Raw genomic sequence first — 21,955 nt, 5'->3', positions numbered from 1 at the left:
CGGAGCCATCGTCAGCCGCGCGCGGCGCTGGTATGAGCGTCTTCGCGGACCACGAGCCCGGCGCCCATGGGCCTGCCGGGAGACGGAGACCCTGATGGCCGAGCTGAACGCCGATCCCCTGCATCCCCGACCGGTCGACGACGCGCTCGACGCCTCCCGCCGCTACGGCGAGTCGATCGAGGCGAACTACGCCGGCGCGGTCTCCTTCCTGCGCCGCCCCTACGCGCGCTCGGCGGAAGGATTCGACGTCGCGGTCTGGGGCGTGCCGCTCGACACCTCGGTCTCCAACCGGCCAGGCACGCGTTTCGGGCCGCGGGCGATCCGCGAGGCCTCGACGGTGAACGTGGGCGATCCCGCCTATCCCTTCGGCTTCGACATCTTCGCCGACATGGCGGTCGCCGACACCGGCGACTGCTCGCTGGACTACGGCCGCGTCGAGCTCATGCCCGACGCGATCGAGGCCCAGGCGGCGAAGCGGCTTGCGACCGGCGCCCATCTCGTGACGCTCGGCGGCGACCACTTCCTGACCTATCCCGTGCTGAAGGCGCTGGTGGCGCGGCTCGGCCGCCCGGTCGCTCTGGTCCAGTTCGACGCCCATCAGGACACCTGGGACGACGACGGCCGCCGCATCGACCACGGCACCATGATCACCCGCGCCGTGCGCGACGGCCTGATCGTGCCGGAGCGCTCCATGCAGGTCGGCATCCGCACCCATGCGCCGCAGGATTACGGGATCGCGATCGTCGACGGGCTGCTGGCGGGGGAGATGGGGCCGCTCGCGGTCGCGAGCCGCATCCTCGGCCATGTGGAGGACGCGCCTGTCTATGTCTCGTTCGACATCGACTGCCTCGACCCGGCCTTCGCGCCGGGGACGGGCACGCCGGTGCCGGGCGGGGTGTCGTCGGCCTTCGCGATCTCGTGCCTGCGCCGTCTGGGCGCGCTCGACCTGAAGGGCTTCGACATCGTCGAGGTCTCGCCGCCCTACGACCACGCCGGGATCACCGCGCTCGCCGGCTGCTCGCTGGCGCAGGCCTATCTCGGGCTGCTGGCCGAGCGGAAGCGCGCGGGCGTCTCGATCGCGCTCTGAGCGTAGGCGGGGGACGGCCGCCAGGCCGTCGTCCGCCCGCGGTCGCGGCCTAAAAATGGAAACGGCCCGAAGCTTGCGCCTCGAGCCGTCGCCGTCCGTTCTACTTACCAGTCAACAGAGCGGCCAACCGCTGGAGCAGGCCTGGAGGCTTTGCTGCAGGCGGGTTCTGTCCAGGGTGGTTTCCGCTCTACGCGTTCGCGGCGAAGGGGTGCTTCGCGGTCGCGGCCTGGGCGACCACGTCCTTGGCCTTCGGCTCGCCTTCGACGGCGCGCTTGAGGGCTTCCTTGGTCGCTTCGTAGTTGTACTGCTGGATCTTGGCGTCGTCCGCCGCTTCCCAGTGGATGAACACGCCGACCGAGATGAACAGGTCGTCGGCTTCGTCCTCGGGGATCACGCCTTCCGCGACGCTGTCGACGACAGCCTTCGCGACGCCGTACTGCGCCGGGCCAAACATCTGGACGGCCTGACGGGCGTCCTTGATGGTGACCTTGTTGAACAGGATCGTGTTCGGCTTGGCCAGCAGGTTCGGGGTCACCACCGCGAGAAGCGAGGTGAAGCCGTCCTTGTTGTTGGTGAGCGCGTTAACGAACGCGGACTCAGCGGTCGAGCCGCGCGGGCCGATGATGAGGTCGATGTGAGCGACTTCGTTGCCGTCGCCGACGAGCGACTCGCCGATCAGGGTCTTGGTGATCTTCGCCATAAGCATCCTCCCAGGTTAAGCCATGGTGTCGCCGGCGCCCGATCAAGCGCGCCGACCGATGCCCTAGGCTATCTTTGCGTCTGCGTTCGGTGGGAGCCGAACCGGTTGACCCGATAGCGCCATGCAGGGGCATGCGGCGCGCACACTAGTCGGGACCGTACGCGGACGGCAAGAGCTTCTTCCGGCGGGTTTCAGGCGATTTCGGGTTCATAATGACGCGGTTGAAGCCGGCGATTTCGTCCCCATAGCGTCACCGCATTGCAACATATCGATATTGCGACGCAAAATAATAAGCGTATCCTTGGCGCTATCGGACGCGCCCGGCGAGTCCGCGCCGGACGTGTCGCCAGTCGCATGAGGAGACTGCGATGGATCTCGTTCTGCTGGTGTGCCTCGCCGCGTCGCCCCAGACCTGCCGCGAGGAGCACGTCGCCATGACGGTCGAGCGATCTGACCCGCGCATGTGCATGGCGAGCGCCGTGCCCACCATCGTCGAGTGGACGGAAAGCAACCCCGAGTGGCAGGTGGCGCGCTGGACCTGCGGGCCGGCGAGCCGCGCCGCGGCGCTGGACAGCCGGCGCTGAACCTGAGTAAACATTTATAAGAAAAGAATAATATTCAAAAGCGTAGACGCAAATCGATCCCGTCATTACTGTCGCGCGACAAGACGAGATGGGACGATCGCCGCGTGCGACCTTCGTATAGGTCAAGACGAAACGCAGCGCCGACGGGCCGGGGCCCGAGGCGCCCGGTCCGGGGCGGCGTCTCGTCGCGGACGGCCCCCGCGCCGTCCGGCGGACGTTGCCACCACGCCTTGTCTCTGCCAGAGCGTTGGCGACGTTGATGAAATCAAGAGCCGGGCCCGCAAGGGACAAATCCGGCCAACCCCGGAAGCGTCCGGTCCACGGACGTCCAAAGTGGAGGACACCATGATCAAGCCATCGGCGGCCCTTGCGGCGGCCTTCCTCGCCTTCGCCGCGACGCCCTCTTCAGCCGTCGACCTCGCCAAGAACCGCACCACGCTGCCGGACCTGGTGCTGGGCGACAAGGAGGGCAACGACTACGCCGTGAGCCAGAAAGACTACGAGCTCGAGGCCGGAAAGTCGTACCAGCTCGACATCGTCTCGAACGGCGGCAAGGAATACAAATTCTTCTCGCCCGAACTGTTCCGGCACATCTGGATCAACCAGATCGTCATCAACCATCTGGAGATCCACGGCCCCGGAGCGCCCCACCATCTGGAGTGGGACGACGAGGGCGCGATCCGGATCGAGTTCGTCGTCATCCGCCCGGGCAATTTCAAATGGTGGATCGACGGGCTCGAACAACGCGGCATGACGGGGACGTTCAAGGTCAAGTGACGCCGACAAGGCGCGGGAAAGCGCCGGGCTAGTAAAGAGGGAGAAACCGCAGTGAAGACGAGAGCATGGGTTCTGGCGGCCGCGTTGCTGGCGGCCGGCGCCGTTGAGGCCAGGGCCGACGACGCGGCCGAGTGCGACGCGGGAATCGCGTTGATCAAGGCCGAGCAGGCCAAGGGGCCCGCCCAGCCCGTCGCCGACAAGCTGAAGACCGCGCTGCGCGTGGCGGAGCGCGAAAAGGGCGAGAAGGAGTATGACGAGTGCCTCGACGCCGTCGCTGACGCGAAGAAGGCGGTCAAGGCTGGCAAGTGATCACCGGCGCCGGTCGCGCGGCGAACGCGCGGCCGGCGTCGCCGACCCATGGCCCGGCGAGCCCCGCCGGGCCGCTTTCGCCGGGGGCTTCGCCTGATGTGGCGCTCCTTTCTTCGGTCTCTGCGGGTGCGGATGGCGTTGCTGCTCGCGGCCGCCGTGCTGACGACGGTTGCGGCGGGGCTCGCGGTCGTCTGGACCTTCGTGATCGCGGACGACCACGTGGAGGGGCTCGCCTCGGCGCAGCGCCGGCTGGAGCTGCTGTCGTCGCTCTCCGGCCGCGTCGGCGACTACGCGCTCGTCGCCATGCAGACCACGGAGGCGAAAGGCCAGCCGGACCGCCTCTCGCTGCCGCGCAAGCGCGTGCAGGAGACCTTCGTGCGGCTCGACGAGGAGATCGCCCGGGCGGTGGTCCGTTCGAGCGACGAGGAGCACGCCACCCTGATCGCCGCCCGCAGCCGCGTGCTGGCGCAGATGCGCGGGCGGTTCGATTTCCTCGACCGTCAGGCGCTCGAATCGATCCGCGACGCGCGTCTCGGACAGGCCGGGAACGTCGAGCGCCTGCGCACGGCCATGGACACCTTCGCGGCCGCCTTCGGTCCCTCGCTGAGCCAGGCGATCGAGGAGGAGCGCGCGACCGCGAACGCCGCCCAGGCCGCGATGGCGGAGCTCCGCGCAAGACTGCTGCCCGGCGCGATCGGCGGCGTCGGGATCGCGACCCTGCTGGCGCTTGCGGCCTATCGCGCGCTGGCGCGGCCGCTCGTGTCCCGGATTTCGCAGGTCGCCGCCGCCGCCGCCGACATCGCGCGCGGGCGCACCGACATCCGGCTGCCGGTGCGCGGCCATGACGAGCTCAGCCTGGCGATGATGCGGTTCAACCGGATGGCCTCGCAGCTCGCGCGCAAGGAGGCGCGGCTGATGGCGGCGCAGGCGCGCCTGCAGGAGGTGATCGACGAGCGCACCGCGGAGCTGCGCGGCGCGAACGAGCGCCTGTCCGACATCGACCGCGCCCGCCGCCGCTTCTTCACCGACGTGAGCCACGAGCTGCGCACGCCGCTCACCGTCATCCTCGGCGAGGCCGACGTCACGCTGCGCGGCAAGGGCGACGTGGCGGCGCTCACCGCCGCGCTCACCACCATCCGCTCCCGCGCGAGGCGGCTGCACCGGCGGGTCGAGGACCTGCTGCGCGTCGCCCGTTCCGAAAGCGGCCAGCTCGAACTCGAGCTCGAGCCGGTCGAGATCAAGGATCTGCTCGCGGACGTGCGGGAGGCGATGGAGCCCGCCGCGCGGGCGCGCGGCATCGCCCTGGTCGTCGACGCCGGCGACTTCGACCTGCAGGTCGAGGCGGACGGCGACTGGATGCGGCAGGTGATCGAAGGGCTGGTCGCGAACGCCTTGCGGCACTCGACCTACGGCGGCACGGTCCGCCTCATCGCCGGGATCGATTCGGCCGACACGGTGACCGTCGCCGTCAGCGACGACGGCGAAGGCATAGCCGAAGCCGATCTTCCCCACGTGTTCGAACGCTTCTACCGCGGCGCCCAGGCCGACCGCGAAAGCTCCGGCTTCGGCATCGGCCTCGCGCTTGCGCGCTGGGTGATCGAGCGGCACAGCGGCTCGATCTCGCTCGACAGCCGGACCGCGGCTCCCGGACGCGCGCCGGGGACCACGGTGACCATTCGCCTTCCTGCGCTTGCGCATCGCCTCGTGATCGGAGCCCGCTCATGACCATCCTGATCGTCGAAGACGACGCCGACATCGGCTCCGTTCTGCGTCGCGGGTTCGCAGCCGAAAGCTACGACGTGGAGCTGGTGGGAGACGGCGAGGCGGCGCTCGCGGTCGCGACCAGCAAGCCGTTCTGCGCCATCATCCTCGACGTGATGCTGCCCGGCCGCTCCGGCGTCGAGGTGTGCAAGGCGCTCAGGGCGGCCGGGCAGAGCGCGCCCATCATCATGCTGTCCGCGCGCTCCAGCGTCTCCGAGCGCACGGAGGGACTGCTCGCTGGCGCGGACGACTACCTCGTGAAGCCGTTCGATTTCGAGGAGCTGCTGGCGCGGGTGCGGGTGCAGGAGTTGCGCCGCGACAATGACGGCGCGGACCAGCGCCACCTGATCGTGGGCCCGCTCGACGTCGATCTGGAGACGCGCGTCGTGACCACCTCGGAAGGTTCGGCGCGGCTGACCGAGCGCGAGGTCGACCTGCTGGCGCTGCTGATGCGCCACGCCGGCGAGCCGCTCGCCCGCGCCGACATCTTCGCCGCGCTCTGGGCCGGCCATGGCGGGGCCTCGCTCAACGTCGTCGACGTCTACATCGGCTATCTCCGCCACAAGCTCGGCGAGGCGCTTCCCGACGGCGGCCGGCTGATCGTGACGGTGCGGGGCAGGGGCTTCATGTTCGCCGCCGCCTGAGGAGCGGTCCGAACGTCGGGCGCGGCGGAAGCGGCTGCGCCCTTGGCGTAAAGTCCCTCGGCGGTGCATAATCTTCCCGGACGGGGCCGCCGCGCTGGTCGCGGGGCGACGCTTGAGCGCGCCCGAGAAGCCCCTAAAGGTTGAGGAAGGCGATACCCATGCTGAAGAATGCGAGCCGCGCCGTCGCGGCTGCGACCGTGTCCGCTCTCTGCTTCTGGAGCCCAGCTTACGCTGCGCCGACCGCGGTCGAGCTGGTGTTCGAGCAGCCCTATCTCGCGAAGATCGACGCCGGCGCGGCGCTGTCGTACCGCTTCGAGCGCAAGACCGACGACAAGGGCCTGTCGCCGTCCTTCGAGGATAGCGTGACGCTCAAGCTCTCGAACGACGAGAAGGGCCGCAAGGAAGCCGTCGTGGACATGTTCAGCGGCGCGCGGGCGCACAGCATTGGGCCGCTCGCGACCTCCGGCAATCCCGTCGTCATCGCGCTGCTGGAGCAGGACGTGCGCGAGATGCAGAAGGTGCTGGGCGGCAGCCCCTACTACATCCGCAACCGCATGCGCGACGCCATCAACGACGGCGGCGTGGTCGAGCCGGTGAAGGTCGAGTTCGACGGGCGCAGCGTCGACGGCTGGCGCCTGACGCTCAAGCCGTTCACGAAGGACGCCGAGCGCGAGAAGTTCAAGGACTTCGCGGAGCGCTCCTACGAGCTGATCTTCTCCGACGCGGTTCCAGGCGGGCTCTACAAGCTCGTGACCGTCACGCCGAAGAAGGGCGCCGACGCGCCGCTGCTGGTGGAGAACCTGACGCTCGAGGGCGTCGCCGCCGCCAGGGCCGACGCCAAATGAGGCGCGCGCTCCTCGCAGCCGTCGCGATCGCCTTCGCCGCCCCGGCGGCGGCCGACGTGGACGGCGACTACACCACCGTCGTGAAGGCCGACTACATCTTCGGCTGCATGGCCTCGAACGGGCAGACCCGCCAGGCGCTCGAACACTGCGCCTGCTCGATCGACACCATCGCCGCGATCCTGCCGTACAGCGAGTACGAGGAGGCGGAGACGATTCTGCGGATGAACCAGGTCGCGGGTCAGTCGTCCGAGGTGTTCCGCAGCACGGGCCAGTTTCGCGACATCGTCGCCGACCTCCGGCGCGCCCAGGCCGAGGCCGAGATCAAGTGCTTCCCGTGACGCCGCGGCCCCGGCGCTGACGGCGGACCAATGAAAAAGCCCGGCGTTTCGCCGGGCTTTTTCACGTCGCGAGACATGGGCTTGATCGGGACGGGGCGGCGTCATGCCCGCCGAAGGCGGGTATCCACGACTTCGGCGTCGATCGCGTCCGCGCCCGATGGGTCCTCGGGTCAGGCCCGGGGATGACGGAGGAGCAATCTCAGGACTTCGGGCGGCCCTGCATCTCGCCGGAGAACTGGACGCCCTCGGTGTCCTGCGCGTTCACGGTGACGGGGTCGGCGCCCGGGAGGTAGGAGAACTGGATCGCCGGATCCTCGCTCAGCGAGATGCCGCCTTCCATCGTGAACACGGTGGCCGCGCCCTGCTTGACGACGATCTTGTTGACGAAGCGCGCCGGGATGTAGCTGCGGTCGAGAGGGTTCATCTGCAGCCCGGAATAGTTCGGGTGGCGGATCATGAGCTGCGCCTCGGAGGACCCGTCGTCCCGCGGCTTGGCGGAGGCGTTCTCCGCGACGGTGCGGAACTTGAGCTGGCCGAGATTAGCCATCGCCTGGTCCTCGTCCTTCAGCGCCGGCGCCGAGCAGCCGCCGCTCGCCTTCACGAAGCGCGCCGCCATGTGCAACTGGCCGTCGCTGGTCTCGAGCACGGCGCGCACGGACGAATAGGCGTTCACCCGAAGCCGCGTCGAGAGCGCGAACTCCCGGCGCTCCTGACCAAGCGTGAAGGTGGCGGCGACGGGGGAGGGGTTCTCGTCGACGATCAGCGTCACCGCCTTGACGGTGCGCGAGTCGTCCTTCGGCAGGGCCACATTGACGTCGACCGGGACCACGGCGGCGTCCTCGGCGCGGATCGGCGCGTCGATCGTCAGCAGCGCGCTGTCGCGCTCGATCGCCTTGTCGCCGAAGGCGTCCTTGCGGAACGTCTCGAAGGTCTTGTCGGTGTTCTGGTCGGTTCCGGGCGCGGCGAGCGCGGGCCCTGCGACGAGCGCGGCGGCAAGGCCGAACGCCGCCGCCAGACGGACGCCGTAGCCGGACGAACGCGGAGAGAAGGACATCGGACGTCTCCCTTGGATCAGGCGCGCTTGAAGCGTCGTCTTGTCTCGTTCAGGGAAACATAGGCCTTTTTGGGAGGGCTCGCCAGATGCGCGAAAACGCCTGAAACCATTGCGGCGCGACGGGTTCAGCGCACCACGGTCACGCGCTTCGCGGCGCGCGTCAGGCCGGTGTAGAGCCAGCGCGCCCGGTGTTCGCGGAAGGCGTAACTCTCGTCGAACAGCACCACGTCGTCCCACTGCGACCCTTGAGCCTTGTGGACGGTGAGCGCGTAGCCGTAGTCGAACTCGTCGGAGCGCCGCCGCTGCGCGAACGGGATCGCCTCCGCTTCGCCCTCGAAGAAGCCGCGCAGCACCGACACGCTGACCGAACGGCGGGAGCTTTCGTCCTCCGGCGTCACGTCCATCTTGACGCGGGTGGCGTCGGTCCCCTTCAGCCGCTGCACCGTCCAGGTGCCGCCGTTGAACAGGCCCTTGGTCTTGTCGTTGCGCAGGCAGACCAGCTTGTCGCCGACCGCCGGCATCGGGTCGTGCAGGCCCTTCAGCTCCCGGAGCCGGTTGTTGTAGAGCCGGCGCGTGCGGTTCATGCCCACGAGCACCTGATCCGCGCCGGTGACGTCCTCGGTCCGGATGTCCCGGCGGGAGATGACCCTGCTCTCGCCGTAGACGCCGGCGTCGAGGTCCTGGCCCTCGCGGACGGCGAGCGACATGCGGATGATCGGGTCGTCGACCGCCTGGCGGTGGACCTCCGTCAGCATGGCGTTCGGCTCGGCCTCGGTGAAGAAGCCGCCGCCCTTCACCGGCGGAAGCTGGGCCGGGTCGCCCAGCACCAGCACCTTCTTGCCGAAGGAGAGCAGGTCGCGCCCGAGCTCCTCGTCCACCATCGAGCACTCGTCGATCACGATCAGGTCGGCCTTGGCGGCCGAGCCGTCGCGGTTGAGCGAGAAGGAGGGACCCTCCTCGTCGCCGCCGCGCGGGCGGTAGATCATGGCGTGGATGGTGGAGGCGCCGACGCAGCCCTTCGAGCGCATGACGAGCGCCGCCTTGCCGGTGTAGGCGCCGAAGGCGACGTCGCCGTCCATGTCCTCGGCGAGGTGGCGGGCGAGCGTGGTCTTGCCCGTTCCGGCGTAGCCGAACAGGCGGAAGACCTGATCGCGCGGCCGGCGCAGCCAGTCGGCCACGGCGGCGAGCGCCTCGTCCTGCTGCGGCGACCAGCGCATCGTGCTGTCCGGCGGGGTTGCGGGAGCCGCGTTTGTAGCGCGAGTCGGCGCTGAAGTCGTTCAGGAGGGGATGCGCGCGATCGCCTTGATCTCGAAGTCGAACCCGCCGAGCCAGGTCGCGCCGACCGCGGTCCAGTTGGGGTAGGGCGCTTCGCCGATCCGCTCCTTGCGCACCTTCTGCACGTCCTCCCACTGCTTCGCCGGGTCGGTGTGGAAGGAGGTCACGTCGACCACGTCGTCGAAGGTCGCGCCGGCGGCCTTGAGCACCGCGTCGAGATTGTCGAAGGCGAGGCGGACCTGATCGGCGAACACCGGCTCCGGCGAGCCGTCCTCGCGCGACCCGACCTGGCCCGAGACGAACAGCAGGTCGCCCGAGCGGATCGCCGCGGAATAGAGGTCCCGCTCATAGATGGCCTGCCGTCCGGCAGGAAAGATCGCGTCGCGCTTGGCCATGGTCCAAATCCCTGTTCCGTTTCTGCGACCGGATCGGTCGCCACGGAACGGCCCTGGCTCCTGCGCATCAGGGCGCCCGGCATGCATTCCGTATGCGCCCAAATCGGTACATACGCGACGTATGTCAACCGGCCTGCGGCGCGCCTGTCGCGTCTCAGGGAGCGTCCCCGCTTCGCGGTGGAGCGAAAGCCGGCCTCAGCGCGTCAGATGCGGCTGGAGCCAGCCGAGCCCGTCCTCGGTCACGCCGGCGGGCCGGTATTCGCAGCCTACGAAGCCGTCGTAGCCGAGGCGGTCGAGCGCCGCGAAGATCGCGCTGTCGTTGAGCTCGCCGGTGTTCGGCTCGTTGCGCTTCGGCACGGAGGCGATCTGGACGTGGCCGACGATCGGCAGCATCGCCTCCAGCGAGACCAGCACGTCGCCGTGGATGATCTGGCGGTGGTAGACGTCGTACTGCAGCTTCACGTTCGGCAGCTTCAGCCCGGCGATGATCTCCGCCGCCTTGTCGAAGTCGTTCAGGAAGTAGCCCGGCATGTCGCGGCCGTTGATCGGCTCGAGCAGCAGGTCGAGGCCTTTCGCGGCGAGCTTTTCCGCGGCGACGCTGGCCGCGCGGCGGTAGGCGGCGTTCGCGGCCGGATCGTCTGCCGGGACGAGGCCCGCCATCATGTGCAGCCGCTTCACGCCGGTCGCCTCGGCGTAGGTCAGCGCGGTGTCGACTCCCGCGTCGAACTCGGCCTCCCGGCCCGGGAGCGCCGCGATCCCGCGCTCGCCCGCCGCCCAGTCGCCGGGCGGCATGTTGAACAGGGCCTGGGTCAGGCCCGCCGCCCGGAGCTTCGCCGCCACCACGTCCGGGGCATGGTCGTAGGGAAACAGGAACTCGACCGCCGTGAAGCCCGCGTCGGCCGCGGCGGCGAAGCGGTCGAGGAACGGCCGCTCGTTGAACATCATCGTCAGGTTGGCGGCGAAGCGGGGCATGGCGGACCTCGGCTTATCACGTGGCCTTCAGGGGCTCGCTCCGTCGTCATGCCCGAGCCTGTCTTGGGCGTCCACGACTTGGGCGTCGAGCGCAATGGCGAGGAAGTCGTGGACGCCCGGCTAGCGCCGGGCATGACGTGGAGGGCGGCTCGGGAGCCTCAGCGGTTCACCAGCTTCGCCGGCGTCAGGTAGATCGCGATCGCGGCGATCGTCAGCATGCCGGCGAGCATGTACATGCCGGCCGCCGTGCTCTGGGTCGCGTCGCGCAGGGCGCCGATGGCGTAGGGGCTGACAAAGCCCGCGAGATTGCCGACCGAGTTGACGATCGCGATGCCGGACGCCGCGGCCGCCCCGCTGATGAAGGCGGTGGGCAGCGACCAGAACAGCGGCGAGCAGGTCAGCACGCCGGCGGCGGCCGCGGACAGCGCCACGATGCCGATCAGCGGGCTGCCGGCGGTGGCTGAGATCACGAAGCCGATCGCGCCGATCAGCGCCGGGACGATCAGGTGCCAGCGCCGCTCGCGCATGCGGTCGGCGCTGCGGCCGCACAGGATCATCACCACGACCGCCACCAGGAACGGGATCGCGCTGATCAGGCCGATCATCAGGTTGCCCTGCACGCCGCTGCCCTTGACCAGCGTCGGCAGCCAGAAGGTCAGGCCGTACTGGCCCATGACGATGCAGAAGTAGATGAACGCCATCGCCCAGATGCGCGGGTCGCGGACCACGGCGCCGAACGAGGCCTCGGAGGTCTTGCCCTGATGGTCGGCGGCGATGTCGCGCGCGATCTGCGCCTTCTCCTCGTCGTTCAGCCACTTCGCGTGGCGGACGCGGTCGTCGAGATAGAAGAACACGACGACGCCGAGCAGCACCGCGGGCGCGGCCTCCAGCAGGAACATCCACTGCCAGCCGGCGTGACCGCCGACGCCGTTGAAGGTGTCCATGATCCAGCCCGACAGCGGTCCGCCGAAGATGCCGGAGACCGGGATCGCCGCCATGAACACCGCGATGATGCGGGCGCGCTGATGCGAGGGGAACCAGTAGGTGATGTAGAGGATGATGCCGGGGTAGAAGCCGGCTTCGGCGAGCCCCAGCAGGAAGCGCAGGGCGTAGAACTGCCACGCGGTCTCCACGAACCAGAAGCAGGCCGAGATCACGCCCCAGGTCACCATGATGCGCGCGATCCAGACCCGCGCGCCGAGCTTGTGGAGCAGGATGTTCGAGGGCACCTCGAACAGGAAATAGCCGATGAAGAACAGGCCGGCGCCGAGGCCGAACACCGTCTCGCTGAAGCCGAGGTCGCCGGACATCTGCAACTTGGCGAAGCCGACGTTCACGCGATCGAGGTAGGCGATCACGTAGAGCAGCATCAGGAAGGGCACGAGGCGCCAGAACACCTTGCGGTAGGTGGCGGCGGCGAACTCGGTCTCGGCCGGCGCGTCGGCGAGTGAAGCGGTCGTCATGGGCGTCTCCTTGCGACCGTTCCGGCGCGTCGTTCGGTGCGGCCGGTGACGGGTCGATGCGGGTTCGGGCCGGTCAGTCCGGCGCGTTCGGAAGCTCGAGGCCCGCGATGCGGGCGAACAGGCGGGCGACGGAGGCGTCGTCGTCGCGGCCCATGCCGGCCGCGGCGGTCATCAGAAAGAGCTGCAGGCCGGCGCCCGCCATCGGGGTCGGAAACTTCGTGGCGCGCGACATGTCGGCGACTATGCCGAGGTCCTTGACGAAGATGTCGACGGCGCTGCGGGGGGCGTAGTCGCCCTCGACCACGTGGCGGCCGCGGTTCTCGAACATCCACGAATTGCCGGCCGAGCCGGTGATGACCTCGTAGACCTTGGCGAGGTCGAGCCCGAGGCGCTGCGCGAAGGTCAGCGCCTCGCAGGCGGCGGCGATGTGCACGCCGGCGAGCAGCTGGTTCACCATCTTGAAGGCGGCGCCGACGCCGGGCTCGGAGCCCAGCCGGTGCAGCGTCGCCGCCATGGCGGCGAGGGCGGACTCGCCGGCGGCGAAGGCCGCGTCCGATCCCGAGGCGAGCACCGTGAGGGCGCCTTCGGCCGCCCGCTGCGCGCCGCCGCTGATCGGGGCGTCGAGATAGAGATGGCCGGTCCGCGCGACCTCGGCGGCGATCGTGCGCGCGTCGTCGGGGGACATGGTCGCGCAGGCGATCGCGAGCGCGCCAGGCTTCGCCGCGGCGAGCGCGCCGCCGTTTCCGAGCAGCACCGCGCGCGTCTGGGCGGCGTTCACGACGACCGCGACGACGATGTCGGCGCCCTTCGCTGCTTCGAGCGGGGTGGCGGCGCCCGAGCCATGCTCCGCGGCGAAGCGGGCGACGAGGGCGGGATCGATGTCGCAGCCGGTGACGGCGTGTCCGGCGCGGGCGAGGGAGGCGGCGATGCCGAAGCCCATGGAGCCGAGCCCGATGACGGCGATCGTTTTCGGCGGGAGCCCTACGGCCATGGCTGCGTCCTCGGTTCAAAACCCGCGTCAGCCCATATGACAGCGCTGTCATTGATGCAAGCGTCGTGATGACAGCGCTGTCATATGATCGTATGTGGCGTGAGAACCCGTCGGGACGCCTGCAGCCATGTCCAACGAGCACCGCCCGCACCGCCCCGCCTCCGCCGCCACGCTCGCCGACGTGGCGCGCGCGGCCGGCGTCAGCGAGATCACCGCCTCCCGCGTGGTGCGGGGCCGCGGGCCGATCTCGGCGGCGACGCGCGCCAAGGTGGAGGCGGCGATCGCGGCCGTCGGCTATGTCCCGAACCGCCTCGCCGGCGGGCTCGCCTCGGCGGGCTCGAACCTCGTCGGCGTCGTGCTGCCGTCGCTGTCGAACAGCGTGTTTCCGGACGTGCTGAGCGGCCTGAACGCGGCGATCGCGGGGGAGCGGCTGCGCACGCTGGTCGCGGTGACGGACTACGACCTCGACGCCGAGCGCGACGCGGTGGCGGCGCTGCTCGCATGGCGGCCCGCGGCGCTGGTGGTGGTCGGGCTCGAGCACCGGCCGGAGACGCGCGAGATGATGGCGGCCTCCGGCGCGACGATCATCGAGCTCATGGACGTCGAGGGCGAGCCGGTCGATCTCGCCGTCGGCCTGTCTCACACGGCGGCCGGCGCCGCGGCGGCGCGCCGGCTGCTCGCGCGGGGGCGCTCGCGCATCGGCTATGTCGGCCACGGCGCCGGCGACCTGCGCGCCGCAAAGCGCCGCGCCGGCCTCGAGGCCGCGCTGAAGCGCGACGCCGACCTCGCGCTCGCCGGCGCCCATGTCCTCGACGCGCCGTCCTCGGTCGGGGCGGGGAGGGCGGCGCTCGCGGCGCTGCTCGACGCGGCGCCGGAGCTCGACGCCGTCGTGTTCTCGAACGACGACATGGCGCTCGGCGGCGCCTTCCACTGCATGGCGGCCGGGGTCGACGTTCCGGGCCGCCTCGCGCTCGTCGGCTTCAACGGGCTGGAGCTCGCGAACGCGCTGCCGAAGCCGCTCACCACGGTGCGCACGGCGCGCGGCGAGATCGGTCGCATAGCCGGCGAAATGCTTTGCGCGCGTCTGCGCGGCGAAACCCCGCCGAGAGTGACGGACGTCGGGTTCGACGTCGTCGCCGGCGGAACGGACTGACAAGAACGGCTGGAGGAATCATGTTTCTCGGATGCATCGCCGACGACCTGACCGGGGCGACCGATCTCGCGCTCATGCTGGCGCGCGAGGGCCTGCGGACGGTCCAGGCGAACGGCCTGCCGACCGACGATCTCGCGCTCGACGGCGTCGACGCGGTGGTGGTCGCCCTGAAGTCGCGCACCATTCCGGCCGCCGAGGCGGTGGAGCAGTCGCTCGCGGCGGCGGACCGGCTGCTGGCGCTCGGCGCGCAGCGGCTGTTCTTCAAATACTGCTCGACCTTCGATTCGACCGACGAGGGCAACATCGGCCCGGTCGCCGACGCGCTGCTCGATCGGCTCGGGGCGCGGTTCACCATCGCCTGTCCGGCCTTTCCGGCGAACGGACGCACGATCGAGCACGGGCTGCTCTATGTGAACGGAACGCCGCTCGCGGAGAGCAGCATGAAGGATCACCCGCTGACGCCGATGCGCGACAGCGACCTCGTCGCCGTGCTTGGCCGCCAGACCGCCCGCAAGGTCGGGCTGGTCGACATCGCCGACGTCGGCCGCGGCGCCGACGCGATCCGCGCGGCCTTCGCGCGCGAGGAAGGCGATGGGAAGGCCTACGCCATCGTCGACGCCGTCCGGGACGAGGACCTGCGCGCGATCGGCGCCGCCTCCGCCGACCTGCCGCTGATCACCGGCGGCTCCGGCGTCGCCATGGGGCTGCCGGCGGCATGGCGCGAGGCGGGGCTGGTCGCGGAGCTGTTCGAGCCGGCCGCGCGGCTCGAGGCGCCCTCCGGCCGCCGGGTCATCCTGGCGGGCTCGTGCTCGACCGCGACGCGCGGGCAGGTGGCGGCGGCGCGGGAGGCGGGCGTGCCCGACTTCAAGGTCGACCCGCGCGGGATCGCCTCCGGCGCGATCGCGGCCGAGGATGTCACGACCTGGGTCGTCTCGCAGAAGCCGGACGGCCTCGCCATGGTGTGGTCGAGCGCGGACCCGGAGGAGGTGAAGGCCGCGCAGGCCGAACTCGGCCGTGACGCCGCCGGCGCGCTGGTGGAGGGCCTGCTCGGCGAGGTCGCGTCCGCGCTCGCTGACCGTGGCTTCACCCGCTTCCTCGTGGCCGGCGGAGAGACCTCCGGCGCGGTGGTTCAGGCGCTGAAAGTCGACGCCTTCGCGATCGGCCCGGAGATCGATCCAGGCGTGCCATGGACGCGCAGCGTGGGCGGACGCCAGCTCGCGCTGGCGCTCAAGTCCGGCAACTTCGGCGCGCCGGACTTCTTCCTCAAGGCGTGGGAGAAGCTGGCGTGAGCGAGGAGACAAGGCTGCGCGAGAAGCTCTGCGCCTGCGGAGCCTCGCTGTTCCGGCGCGGGCTGACCTTCGGCTCCACCGGCAACCTCTCGGTCGCGCTGCCGGACGGCGGCTGGCTGATGACGCCGACCAACGCCTCGCTGGGCGAACTCGACCCCGCGCGTCTGTCGAAGATCGACGCCGACGGCCGCCACGTCGGCGGCGACAAGCCGACCAAGGAGTCGTTCCTGCATCAGGCGATGTATGGCGAACGCGCTGGCGCAAAGGCCGTCGTGCATCTGCACTCCACCCATTCCGTGGCGGTGTCATGCCTCGACGGCGTCGACTGCGAGAACTGCCTGCCGCCGATCACCGCCTATTACGTGATGCGGGTCGGCCGGCTGCCGCTCGTGCCCTACTACGCGCCCGGCGACGCGGAACTCGCCGAGGCGGTGCGCAAGCTCGCAGGCACGCACCACGCGGTGCTGCTGGCGAACCACGGCCCGGTGGTCGCCGGAAGCAGCCTCGACGCCGCCATGCACGCTACCGAAGAGCTCGAGGAGACCGCGAAGCTCTACCTCCTGCTCCGTGGTTCCCGCGTGCGTCCGCTCACCTGCGAACAGGTGGAAGATCTGCGCGACAAGCACTCGCTCTGGTGAACCTGCGAAGATCACGTGCGCGTTATGGAACATAACGCGCACGTCAGCCAGATATGCTTGCCTTTCACATCCGCGTAAAGGCTCTCTTCACGAAAGCGTAGGGATATTGTTCCCTGCCGTCGTTTCCACACTTCACTCCTCATGGCCGTTGCTCGAACGGCGGCCACGACAGTTCAACAGAGGAGGGAGCGATATGATGACGATGTTCGGAGCCAAGACCCTGGCTGCGGCGGTGGTTGGGGCCGGCGCGCTGGTCGCCGGTCCGGCCCTCGCCGTCACGGTGACCAACCAGAGCGACAAGGCGCACGAGATCACCGTCGATCTCGGATCGGAAGAGCCGAAGACCAAGATCGACGCGGGCAAGTCGGCAACCGTCGACTGCCCGGATGGGTGCGAGGTCCGTGGCGGCCCGTTCGCCTATGGCCTCGCCGCGACGAAGGGCGACAAGATCGTGATCGGCAAGGACGGCATGCTGGCCTACGAGGGCCAGGCGACCTCGACCGAGGCGCGCAACGACGACGGCAAGAAGGCCCAGTGACGCCGCGGCGCGCGTCCTGACGGACGCCGCCGTTGTCCCGGACGCCTGCCCCGGCGCAATCGGATTGCGCCGGGGCAATGCGTTGCGGGCGGATCAGGCGCTTCCGGCGAGGGCGCGGACCGACGATATGCCCCGTCAACCGAACACGGAGACAGGGCCATGACGCCGAAGCTGACCGGCATTCATCATCTCACCGCCATCACCGCCGACGCGCCCCGCAACCGGCGCTTCTACGAGGGGACGCTCGGCCTGCGGCTGGTCAAGAAGACCGTCAACCAGGACGACGTCAGCGCCTACCACCTGTTCTACGCCGACGGCGAGGCGTCGCCCGGCACCGACATCACCTTCTTCGACTGGCCGGCCCCGCGCGAGCGCCGCGGCTCGAACAGCGTCGTCCGCACCGGGCTGAGGGTCTCGGGCGAAGACGCGCTCGCATGGTGGCGCGAGCGGCTGTCGGAGGAAGGCTACGCCCCGTCCGCCATCGCCGAACGCGCGGGCCGCCTGAGCGTCGACGTCGAGGATTTCGAGGGCCAGCGGCTGCGGCTGACGGCGGACGAGACCGGCGCCGCGGCCCGGACCTGGGAGCGGAGCCCGGTTCCCGCCGACCGCCAGATCATCGGGCTCGGTCCCATCACCATGAGCGCGCCGAAGCTGGAGCGCACCGCGCGGCTGCTGACCGAGGCGCTTGGCATGCGCGATCTCGGCGAGCGGCGCGACGCGGACGGCGCGGCCGTTCACGTCTTCGCGATGGGCGACGACGGCGGCGCCGGCGCGGAGTTGCATGTGGCGGTCGAGCCCGGCCTCGACTTTGCGCAGCAGGGCGCGGGCGGCGTACACCACGTCGCCTTCCGCACGCCGGACGCGGACCATCTGCGCGCCTGGACCGAGCGGCTGTCGGGGCTCGGTGTGCGGAACAGCGGCGAGATCGACCGCCATTACTTCCGTTCGCTCTACTTCCGCGAGCCGAGCGGCGTGCTGTTTGAGATCGCGACCGACGGTCCGGGCTTCGCAGTCGACGAGCCGGCCGAGAGCCTTGGCGAGCGGCTGGCGCTGCCGCCGTTCCTGGAACATCGCCGCGCCGAGATCGAGGCCGGGCTGAAGCCGCTCTGAGCGGAGGGTTTCGGAGGTCACGCCGCCGGCGGCGTGACCTCGCTCCGGATCCAGCCGAGATAGGCGTCGGAGCCGCCGAGCGCCGGCAGCACGAGGATCTCGGGCAGGTCGTAGGAATGGAGCGCGGCGATCGCGGACTGGACGACGCCGGCGGCGGCGTGGGTCGTCTTCGCCTCGATCGCGAATTCGTCCGCGGCGCAGATTTCGCCGTCCCAGCGGTAGACGCTGCCGACGGGGACGATGCGGACGCAGGCCGCAAGCCTACGTTCGACCAGCGCCCGGGCGATGGCGTCGGCGAGCGCTCGGTCGTCGGTCGTGGTGACCACGAGGACGATGTCGTCGGCCTCAGGCATCGCGCGGACGTCCGGCGGTCAGGCCGCGTCTTCGCCCGGGGCGGGCAGGGCGGCCGGCGCCTCTTCGGGGACGATCGGCCCGAGCCGCTTGTCGAGATAGCTGTTCACCTCGACCAGAAGCTCCTCGGTGCGGTTCTCGAAGAAGTGGTTCGCGCCGGGGATCACCGCCTGGTCGATGACGATGCCCTTCTGGGTCTTGAGCTTCTCGATCAGGGTCTGGACGTCCTTCATCGGCGCCACGCGGTCCTGGTCGCCATGGACGAACAGGCCCGACGACGGGCAGGGCGCGAGGAAGGAGAAGTCGAAACGGTTCGCGGGCGGGGCGACCGAGATGAAACCCTCGACCTCGGGGCGGCGCATCAGGAGCTGCATGCCGATCCACGCGCCGAAGGAGACGCCGGCGATCCAGCAGGCGCGCGCGTCGGGGTTCAGCGCCTGCGCCCAGTCGAGCGCGGAGGCGGCGTCCGACAGCTCGCCCGAACCGTGGTCGAAATTGCCCTGGCTGCGGCCGACGCCCCGGAAATTGAAACGCAGCACCGAGAAGCCGCGGTTCAGGAAGGCGTAGTACAGATTGTACACGATCTGGTTGTTCATCGTGCCCCCGAACTGCGGATGCGGGTGCAGGATGAGCGCGATCGGCGCGCGGCGCTTCTTGGCCGGATGATAGCGGCCTTCGATCCGGCCGGCGGGGCCGCTGAAGATCACCTCGGGCATGGGCTCAAATCCTCGTCTCTGCGCCGTCCAGGGTAGGGAACGGACGGCGCGGGCAGGGGCACGGCAGGGCCGCCACGGGATGGCGGCCATACGGCCGCGCCGGCTTGCATAGTTGAATGGACGTCTCTAGCACGAATGCCGTGCCGTAACGCAACGATCGCAGACGCGCAAAATGCGCCGATCAGGCGTCGGTCGCGAGGTCCCATGAGCCCGAACCGCGTCTATCTCGACCACAACGCCACCACCGCGACGCGCCCGGCGGCCATCGCCGCCATGGCGGAGACGCTCGCCGTGGTCGGCAATCCGTCGTCGACCCATGCGGAGGGGCGCGCCAAGCGCCGGCTGGTGGAGGAGGCGAGAGCCAAGGTCGCGGCGCTGGTCGGGGCCGATCCCGCCTGCCTCACCTTCACGAGCGGCGGAACGGAAGCCTCCAACCTCGCCCTGACGCCCTCGATCCGCGATCCCCGCGATCCGCGCCCCGTGACACGGCTCGCGGTCTCGGCGGTCGAGCACCCGGCGGTCGCCGCCGGCGCCCGGTTCCCGAAGGAGGCCGTCGAAACGATCCCGGTCGACGGCCGCGGCGTCGTCGACCTCAAGGCGGCGGAGGCGGCGTTCGCGCGGCACGCGGCCGAGCGGCCCGGCGAGCGCATGATCCTCGCCCTCATGCTTGCGAACAACGAGACCGGCGTCGTTCAGCCGGTCGCCGAGGCCGCGGCGATCGCGAAGCGCCATGGCGGGCTGGTCCATGTCGACGCGGTGCAGGCCGCCGGCAAGATCCCGGTCGACATGGCCGCGCTCGGCTGCGATTTCCTCGCGCTCGCAGCCCACAAGTTCGGCGGCCCCGCCGGCGTCGGCGCGCTGGCCCGCGCGCATGAGGGCCTGCATGTGGAGCAGCCCGTGGTGCGGGGCGGCGGGCAGGAGAAGGGCTGGCGCGGCGGCACCGAGAACGTCGCGGCCATCGTCGGCGCAGGCGTCGCGGCCGCGGAGGCGCTGAAGGACCTCGACGCCTTCGCGTCGCTTTCGCTGCTGCGCGACCGGCTCGAGGCCGAACTCGCGCGGCTCGGCGATCTCGTGGTGTTCGGCGCCGGGGCCGAACGGCTGCCCAACACCTCCTGTTTCGCCATGCGGGGCGTCGCCGCGCAGGTCGCCATGATGGCGCTCGACCTCGGCGGCGTCGCGGTGTCGACCGGCTCCGCGTGCTCCTCCGGCAAAACCAAGGCGTCTCCGGTGCTTGACGCGATGGGCGTCGCACACGATCTGTCACAAGGTATGGTGCGGGTGAGCTTCGGCTGGCCTTCGCGCGCCGCCGACTGCGACAGATTTCTCGCGGTGTGGTCCGAGATCGCCCGGCGCAACGGAGCGTCGGCGAACGCCGCGTGACGAAACCGCGACAGGCGTTTGGCGCAAGCCGCGTATCTGCTATTTAGACGTATTCAAGCGCTGTCCGGCCCTTCGCCCGGGCGGATAGGAGTGAGGAAAAATGCCGGCTGTTCAGGAGACCGTCGCCCGCGTTCGCGAGATCGACGTCGACCAGTACAAATACGGCTTCGTCACCGACATCGAATCCGAACGCGCCGAAAAAGGCCTCAACGAGGACATCGTCCGCTTCATCTCGGCCAAGAAGGACGAGCCGGAGTGGATGCTGGAGTGGCGGCTCGACGCCTACCGCCGCTGGCGCACCATGACCGAGCCGGATTGGGCGCGGGTGGACTACCCGCCGATCCCGTACGACGACCTCTATTACTATTCCGCGCCGAAGGCCTTCGTCGCGCCGAAGACGCTCGACGACGTCGATCCCGAACTGCTGCGCACCTATGAGAAGCTCGGCATCCCGCTGAGGGAGCAGGAGGTTCTGGCCGGCGTGGAACAGCGCCGCGTCGCGGTCGACGCCGTGTTCGATTCGGTCTCGGTCGCCACCACATTCAAGAAGGAGCTGGCGGCCGCCGGCGTCATCTTCTGCCCGATCTCCGAGGCGATCCGCGAGCATCCGGAGCTGGTGAAGAAGTATCTCGGCTCCGTGGTGCCGACCTCCGACAACTTCTTCGCGACCCTCAATTCGGCGGTGTTCTCCGACGGCTCCTTCGTCTACGTGCCGAAGGGCGTGCGCTGCCCGATGGAGCTCTCGACCTATTTCCGCATCAACGAGCGCAACACCGGCCAGTTCGAGCGCACGCTGATCATCGCCGACGAGGGCTCCTATGTGAGCTATCTCGAGGGCTGCACCGCGCCGATGCGCGACGAGAACCAGCTGCACGCCGCGGTGGTCGAGCTGGTCGCGCTCGACGACGCCGAGATCAAGTACTCGACCGTCCAGAACTGGTACCCGGGCGACGCCGAGGGCAAGGGCGGCATCTACAATTTCGTCACCAAGCGCGGCGACTGCCGCGGCCGGAACTCGAAGATCTCGTGGACCCAGGTGGAGACCGGCTCGGCCATCACCTGGAAGTACCCGAGCTGCATCCTGCGGGGCGACAACTCACGCGGCGAGTTCTACTCGATCGCGATCTCGAACGGCCGCCAGCAGGTCGACTCCGGCACCAAGATGATCCACCTCGGCAAGAACACGACCTCGAAGATCATCTCGAAGGGCATCTCGGCCGGGCGTTCGCAGAACACCTATCGCGGGCTGGTCTCCGCGCATCGCAAGGCGACCAACGCGCGCAACTTCACCAACTGCGACAGCCTGCTGATCGGCGAGCAGTGCGGCGCGCACACCGTGCCGTACCTCGAGGCCAAGACCTCTACGGCGGTGTTCGAGCACGAGGCCACCACCTCGAAGATTTCGGACGACCAGAAGTTCTACTGCCAGCAGCGCGGGCTGTCGGAGGAGGAGGCGGTGGCGCTCATCGTCAACGGCTTCGTCAAGGACGTGCTGCAGCAGCTGCCGATGGAGTTCGCGGTCGAGGCGCAGAAGCTGATCTCGATCTCGCTCGAAGGCAGCGTGGGCTAACATCGACGTCCGCGT

The 21,955-nt window shown here is 69.7% G+C and carries 24 protein-coding genes; 15 read left to right on the top strand and 9 right to left on the bottom strand.

What is annotated here, in order from left to right; translation table 11 throughout:
- Window positions 1-94 precede the first annotated feature (94 nt).
- Window positions 95-1,087: an agmatinase gene (gene speB / locus ACFSCV_RS02030; protein ID WP_378796499.1), complete on the top strand. Its 993-nt coding sequence runs from the start codon at window positions 95-97 to the stop codon at window positions 1,085-1,087.
- Between the two features lie 187 nt (window positions 1,088-1,274).
- Here the strand turns inward: speB and fae are convergent, their stop codons facing one another.
- Window positions 1,275-1,787: a formaldehyde-activating enzyme gene (gene fae / locus ACFSCV_RS02025; RefSeq protein WP_378796497.1), complete on the bottom strand. Its 513-nt coding sequence runs from the start codon at window positions 1,785-1,787 to the stop codon at window positions 1,275-1,277.
- A gap of 368 nt (window positions 1,788-2,155) precedes the next feature.
- Here fae and ACFSCV_RS02020 point away from each other — a divergent pair, with 368 nt between their 5' ends.
- From ACFSCV_RS02020 to ACFSCV_RS01990, 7 genes are all read left to right on the top strand, one after another.
- A complete protein-coding gene (locus ACFSCV_RS02020; protein WP_378796495.1) occupies window positions 2,156-2,371 on the top strand; it encodes a hypothetical protein in 216 nt (71 codons plus the stop codon).
- Window positions 2,372-2,716: 345 nt separating this feature from the next.
- Window positions 2,717-3,148, top strand: coding sequence for a cupredoxin domain-containing protein (locus ACFSCV_RS02015; protein ID WP_378796493.1), 432 nt, complete (start codon window positions 2,717-2,719; stop codon window positions 3,146-3,148).
- 51 nt (window positions 3,149-3,199) lie between these two features.
- Window positions 3,200-3,457, top strand: a complete 258-nt coding sequence (locus tag ACFSCV_RS02010) for a histidine kinase (RefSeq protein WP_378796491.1) — start codon at window positions 3,200-3,202, stop codon at window positions 3,455-3,457.
- 96 nt (window positions 3,458-3,553) lie between these two features.
- A complete protein-coding gene (locus ACFSCV_RS02005; protein WP_378796489.1) occupies window positions 3,554-5,182 on the top strand; it encodes a sensor histidine kinase in 1,629 nt (542 codons plus the stop codon).
- A complete protein-coding gene (locus tag ACFSCV_RS02000; protein WP_378796487.1) occupies window positions 5,179-5,862 on the top strand; it encodes a response regulator transcription factor in 684 nt (227 codons plus the stop codon). Before ACFSCV_RS02005 ends, ACFSCV_RS02000 begins: the two co-directional genes overlap by 4 nt.
- A 158-nt stretch (window positions 5,863-6,020) precedes the next feature.
- Window positions 6,021-6,707, top strand: a complete 687-nt coding sequence (locus ACFSCV_RS01995; protein ID WP_378796485.1) for a hypothetical protein — start codon at window positions 6,021-6,023, stop codon at window positions 6,705-6,707.
- On the top strand, window positions 6,704-7,045 hold the full coding sequence (locus ACFSCV_RS01990) for a hypothetical protein (protein ID WP_378796483.1): 342 nt from the start codon (window positions 6,704-6,706) through the stop codon (window positions 7,043-7,045). Before ACFSCV_RS01995 ends, ACFSCV_RS01990 begins: the two co-directional genes overlap by 4 nt.
- Before the next feature lie 199 nt (window positions 7,046-7,244).
- Here ACFSCV_RS01990 and ACFSCV_RS01985 read toward each other — a convergent pair whose 3' ends face one another.
- The 6 genes from ACFSCV_RS01985 to ltnD all read right to left on the bottom strand — a co-directional run bounded on the left by ACFSCV_RS01985 (window position 7,245) and on the right by ltnD (window position 13,195).
- Window positions 7,245-8,099: a quinoprotein dehydrogenase-associated SoxYZ-like carrier gene (locus ACFSCV_RS01985; RefSeq protein WP_378796481.1), complete on the bottom strand. Its 855-nt coding sequence runs from the start codon at window positions 8,097-8,099 to the stop codon at window positions 7,245-7,247.
- 125 nt (window positions 8,100-8,224) lie between these two features.
- Window positions 8,225-9,316 carry an ATP-dependent DNA helicase gene (locus ACFSCV_RS01980; protein WP_378796479.1) on the bottom strand — a complete coding sequence of 364 codons (1,092 nt, stop codon included), beginning with the start codon at window positions 9,314-9,316 and terminating at the stop codon, window positions 8,225-8,227.
- A gap of 60 nt (window positions 9,317-9,376) precedes the next feature.
- Complete coding sequence (locus tag ACFSCV_RS01975) at window positions 9,377-9,769, bottom strand: RidA family protein (protein ID WP_378796477.1); 393 nt, start codon at window positions 9,767-9,769, stop codon at window positions 9,377-9,379.
- A 195-nt stretch (window positions 9,770-9,964) separates the two neighbouring features.
- Window positions 9,965-10,741, bottom strand: a complete 777-nt coding sequence (gene otnI, locus ACFSCV_RS01970; protein ID WP_378796475.1) for a 2-oxo-tetronate isomerase — start codon at window positions 10,739-10,741, stop codon at window positions 9,965-9,967.
- Between the two features lie 158 nt (window positions 10,742-10,899).
- Window positions 10,900-12,204: an MFS transporter gene (locus ACFSCV_RS01965; RefSeq protein ID WP_378796473.1), complete on the bottom strand. Its 1,305-nt coding sequence runs from the start codon at window positions 12,202-12,204 to the stop codon at window positions 10,900-10,902.
- 73 nt (window positions 12,205-12,277) lie between these two features.
- Window positions 12,278-13,195: an L-threonate dehydrogenase gene (ltnD, locus tag ACFSCV_RS01960; protein WP_378796471.1), complete on the bottom strand. Its 918-nt coding sequence runs from the start codon at window positions 13,193-13,195 to the stop codon at window positions 12,278-12,280.
- Between the two features lie 127 nt (window positions 13,196-13,322).
- Here ltnD and ACFSCV_RS01955 point away from each other — a divergent pair, with 127 nt between their 5' ends.
- The 5 genes from ACFSCV_RS01955 (at window position 13,323) to ACFSCV_RS01935 (ending at window position 17,923) form a co-directional block, all read left to right on the top strand.
- Window positions 13,323-14,348, top strand: a complete 1,026-nt coding sequence (locus ACFSCV_RS01955) for a LacI family DNA-binding transcriptional regulator (RefSeq protein WP_378796469.1) — start codon at window positions 13,323-13,325, stop codon at window positions 14,346-14,348.
- A 20-nt stretch (window positions 14,349-14,368) separates the two neighbouring features.
- Entirely contained in the window at window positions 14,369-15,637 is a 1,269-nt protein-coding gene (gene otnK, locus ACFSCV_RS01950; RefSeq protein WP_378796467.1) for a 3-oxo-tetronate kinase, read from the top strand.
- A complete protein-coding gene (gene otnC / locus ACFSCV_RS01945) occupies window positions 15,634-16,275 on the top strand; it encodes a 3-oxo-tetronate 4-phosphate decarboxylase (RefSeq protein WP_378796465.1) in 642 nt (213 codons plus the stop codon). The genes otnK and otnC overlap by 4 nt, the downstream gene beginning before the upstream one ends.
- A 196-nt stretch (window positions 16,276-16,471) precedes the next feature.
- Window positions 16,472-16,813: a hypothetical protein gene (locus ACFSCV_RS01940; protein ID WP_378796463.1), complete on the top strand. Its 342-nt coding sequence runs from the start codon at window positions 16,472-16,474 to the stop codon at window positions 16,811-16,813.
- A 159-nt stretch (window positions 16,814-16,972) separates the two neighbouring features.
- A complete protein-coding gene (locus ACFSCV_RS01935; protein ID WP_378796461.1) occupies window positions 16,973-17,923 on the top strand; it encodes a ring-cleaving dioxygenase in 951 nt (316 codons plus the stop codon).
- A 17-nt stretch (window positions 17,924-17,940) separates the two neighbouring features.
- Here ACFSCV_RS01935 and cutA read toward each other — a convergent pair whose 3' ends face one another.
- Together cutA and ACFSCV_RS01925 are read right to left on the bottom strand one after the other, a co-directional pair.
- Window positions 17,941-18,276, bottom strand: a complete 336-nt coding sequence (gene cutA, locus ACFSCV_RS01930; protein WP_378796459.1) for a divalent-cation tolerance protein CutA — start codon at window positions 18,274-18,276, stop codon at window positions 17,941-17,943.
- 18 nt (window positions 18,277-18,294) lie between these two features.
- Window positions 18,295-18,990, bottom strand: coding sequence for an alpha/beta hydrolase (locus tag ACFSCV_RS01925; RefSeq protein ID WP_378796457.1), 696 nt, complete (start codon window positions 18,988-18,990; stop codon window positions 18,295-18,297).
- A 204-nt stretch (window positions 18,991-19,194) separates the two neighbouring features.
- On the opposite strand from ACFSCV_RS01925, the gene ACFSCV_RS01920 reads away from it, so the two are divergent.
- Both ACFSCV_RS01920 and sufB read left to right on the top strand, forming a co-directional pair.
- On the top strand, window positions 19,195-20,370 hold the full coding sequence (locus ACFSCV_RS01920; RefSeq protein ID WP_378796455.1) for a cysteine desulfurase family protein: 1,176 nt from the start codon (window positions 19,195-19,197) through the stop codon (window positions 20,368-20,370).
- A gap of 100 nt (window positions 20,371-20,470) precedes the next feature.
- Window positions 20,471-21,940, top strand: coding sequence for a Fe-S cluster assembly protein SufB (sufB, locus tag ACFSCV_RS01915; protein WP_378796453.1), 1,470 nt, complete (start codon window positions 20,471-20,473; stop codon window positions 21,938-21,940).
- Window positions 21,941-21,955: the final 15 nt, after the last annotated feature.

Origin of the sequence: Methylopila henanensis (genome assembly GCF_042681025.1) — a bacterium.
GTDB lineage: Bacteria > Pseudomonadota > Alphaproteobacteria > Rhizobiales > Methylopilaceae > Methylopila > Methylopila henanensis.
Note: the sequence above shows the minus strand (reverse complement) of the source record. Positions and strands in the feature narration are given on the sequence as shown.

What these genes read in the sequence shown, in the direction of transcription:
- ACFSCV_RS01940 (WP_378796463.1), top strand. Translation starts at nt 16,472, where the DNA reads ATGACGATGTTCGGAGCCAAGACCCTGGCTGCGGCGGTGGTTGGGGCC.
- ACFSCV_RS01920 (WP_378796455.1), top strand. Translation starts at nt 19,195, where the DNA reads ATGAGCCCGAACCGCGTCTATCTCGACCACAACGCCACCACCGCGACG.
- ACFSCV_RS01995 (WP_378796485.1), top strand. Translation starts at nt 6,021, where the DNA reads ATGCTGAAGAATGCGAGCCGCGCCGTCGCGGCTGCGACCGTGTCCGCT.
- ACFSCV_RS01975 (WP_378796477.1), bottom strand. Translation starts at nt 9,769, where the DNA reads ATGGCCAAGCGCGACGCGATCTTTCCTGCCGGACGGCAGGCCATCTAT.
- ltnD (WP_378796471.1), bottom strand. Translation starts at nt 13,195, where the DNA reads ATGGCCGTAGGGCTCCCGCCGAAAACGATCGCCGTCATCGGGCTCGGC.
- ACFSCV_RS01955 (WP_378796469.1), top strand. Translation starts at nt 13,323, where the DNA reads ATGTCCAACGAGCACCGCCCGCACCGCCCCGCCTCCGCCGCCACGCTC.
- ACFSCV_RS02000 (WP_378796487.1), top strand. Translation starts at nt 5,179, where the DNA reads ATGACCATCCTGATCGTCGAAGACGACGCCGACATCGGCTCCGTTCTG.
- sufB (WP_378796453.1), top strand. Translation starts at nt 20,471, where the DNA reads ATGCCGGCTGTTCAGGAGACCGTCGCCCGCGTTCGCGAGATCGACGTC.
- ACFSCV_RS01985 (WP_378796481.1), bottom strand. Translation starts at nt 8,099, where the DNA reads ATGTCCTTCTCTCCGCGTTCGTCCGGCTACGGCGTCCGTCTGGCGGCG.
- otnK (WP_378796467.1), top strand. Translation starts at nt 14,369, where the DNA reads ATGTTTCTCGGATGCATCGCCGACGACCTGACCGGGGCGACCGATCTC.
- ACFSCV_RS01925 (WP_378796457.1), bottom strand. Translation starts at nt 18,990, where the DNA reads ATGCCCGAGGTGATCTTCAGCGGCCCCGCCGGCCGGATCGAAGGCCGC.
- ACFSCV_RS02020 (WP_378796495.1), top strand. Translation starts at nt 2,156, where the DNA reads ATGGATCTCGTTCTGCTGGTGTGCCTCGCCGCGTCGCCCCAGACCTGC.
- ACFSCV_RS01935 (WP_378796461.1), top strand. Translation starts at nt 16,973, where the DNA reads ATGACGCCGAAGCTGACCGGCATTCATCATCTCACCGCCATCACCGCC.
- otnI (WP_378796475.1), bottom strand. Translation starts at nt 10,741, where the DNA reads ATGCCCCGCTTCGCCGCCAACCTGACGATGATGTTCAACGAGCGGCCG.
- ACFSCV_RS01965 (WP_378796473.1), bottom strand. Translation starts at nt 12,204, where the DNA reads ATGACGACCGCTTCACTCGCCGACGCGCCGGCCGAGACCGAGTTCGCC.
- ACFSCV_RS01980 (WP_378796479.1), bottom strand. Translation starts at nt 9,316, where the DNA reads ATGCGCTGGTCGCCGCAGCAGGACGAGGCGCTCGCCGCCGTGGCCGAC.
- ACFSCV_RS01990 (WP_378796483.1), top strand. Translation starts at nt 6,704, where the DNA reads ATGAGGCGCGCGCTCCTCGCAGCCGTCGCGATCGCCTTCGCCGCCCCG.
- ACFSCV_RS02005 (WP_378796489.1), top strand. Translation starts at nt 3,554, where the DNA reads ATGTGGCGCTCCTTTCTTCGGTCTCTGCGGGTGCGGATGGCGTTGCTG.
- fae (WP_378796497.1), bottom strand. Translation starts at nt 1,787, where the DNA reads ATGGCGAAGATCACCAAGACCCTGATCGGCGAGTCGCTCGTCGGCGAC.
- speB (WP_378796499.1), top strand. Translation starts at nt 95, where the DNA reads ATGGCCGAGCTGAACGCCGATCCCCTGCATCCCCGACCGGTCGACGAC.
- ACFSCV_RS02015 (WP_378796493.1), top strand. Translation starts at nt 2,717, where the DNA reads ATGATCAAGCCATCGGCGGCCCTTGCGGCGGCCTTCCTCGCCTTCGCC.
- cutA (WP_378796459.1), bottom strand. Translation starts at nt 18,276, where the DNA reads ATGCCTGAGGCCGACGACATCGTCCTCGTGGTCACCACGACCGACGAC.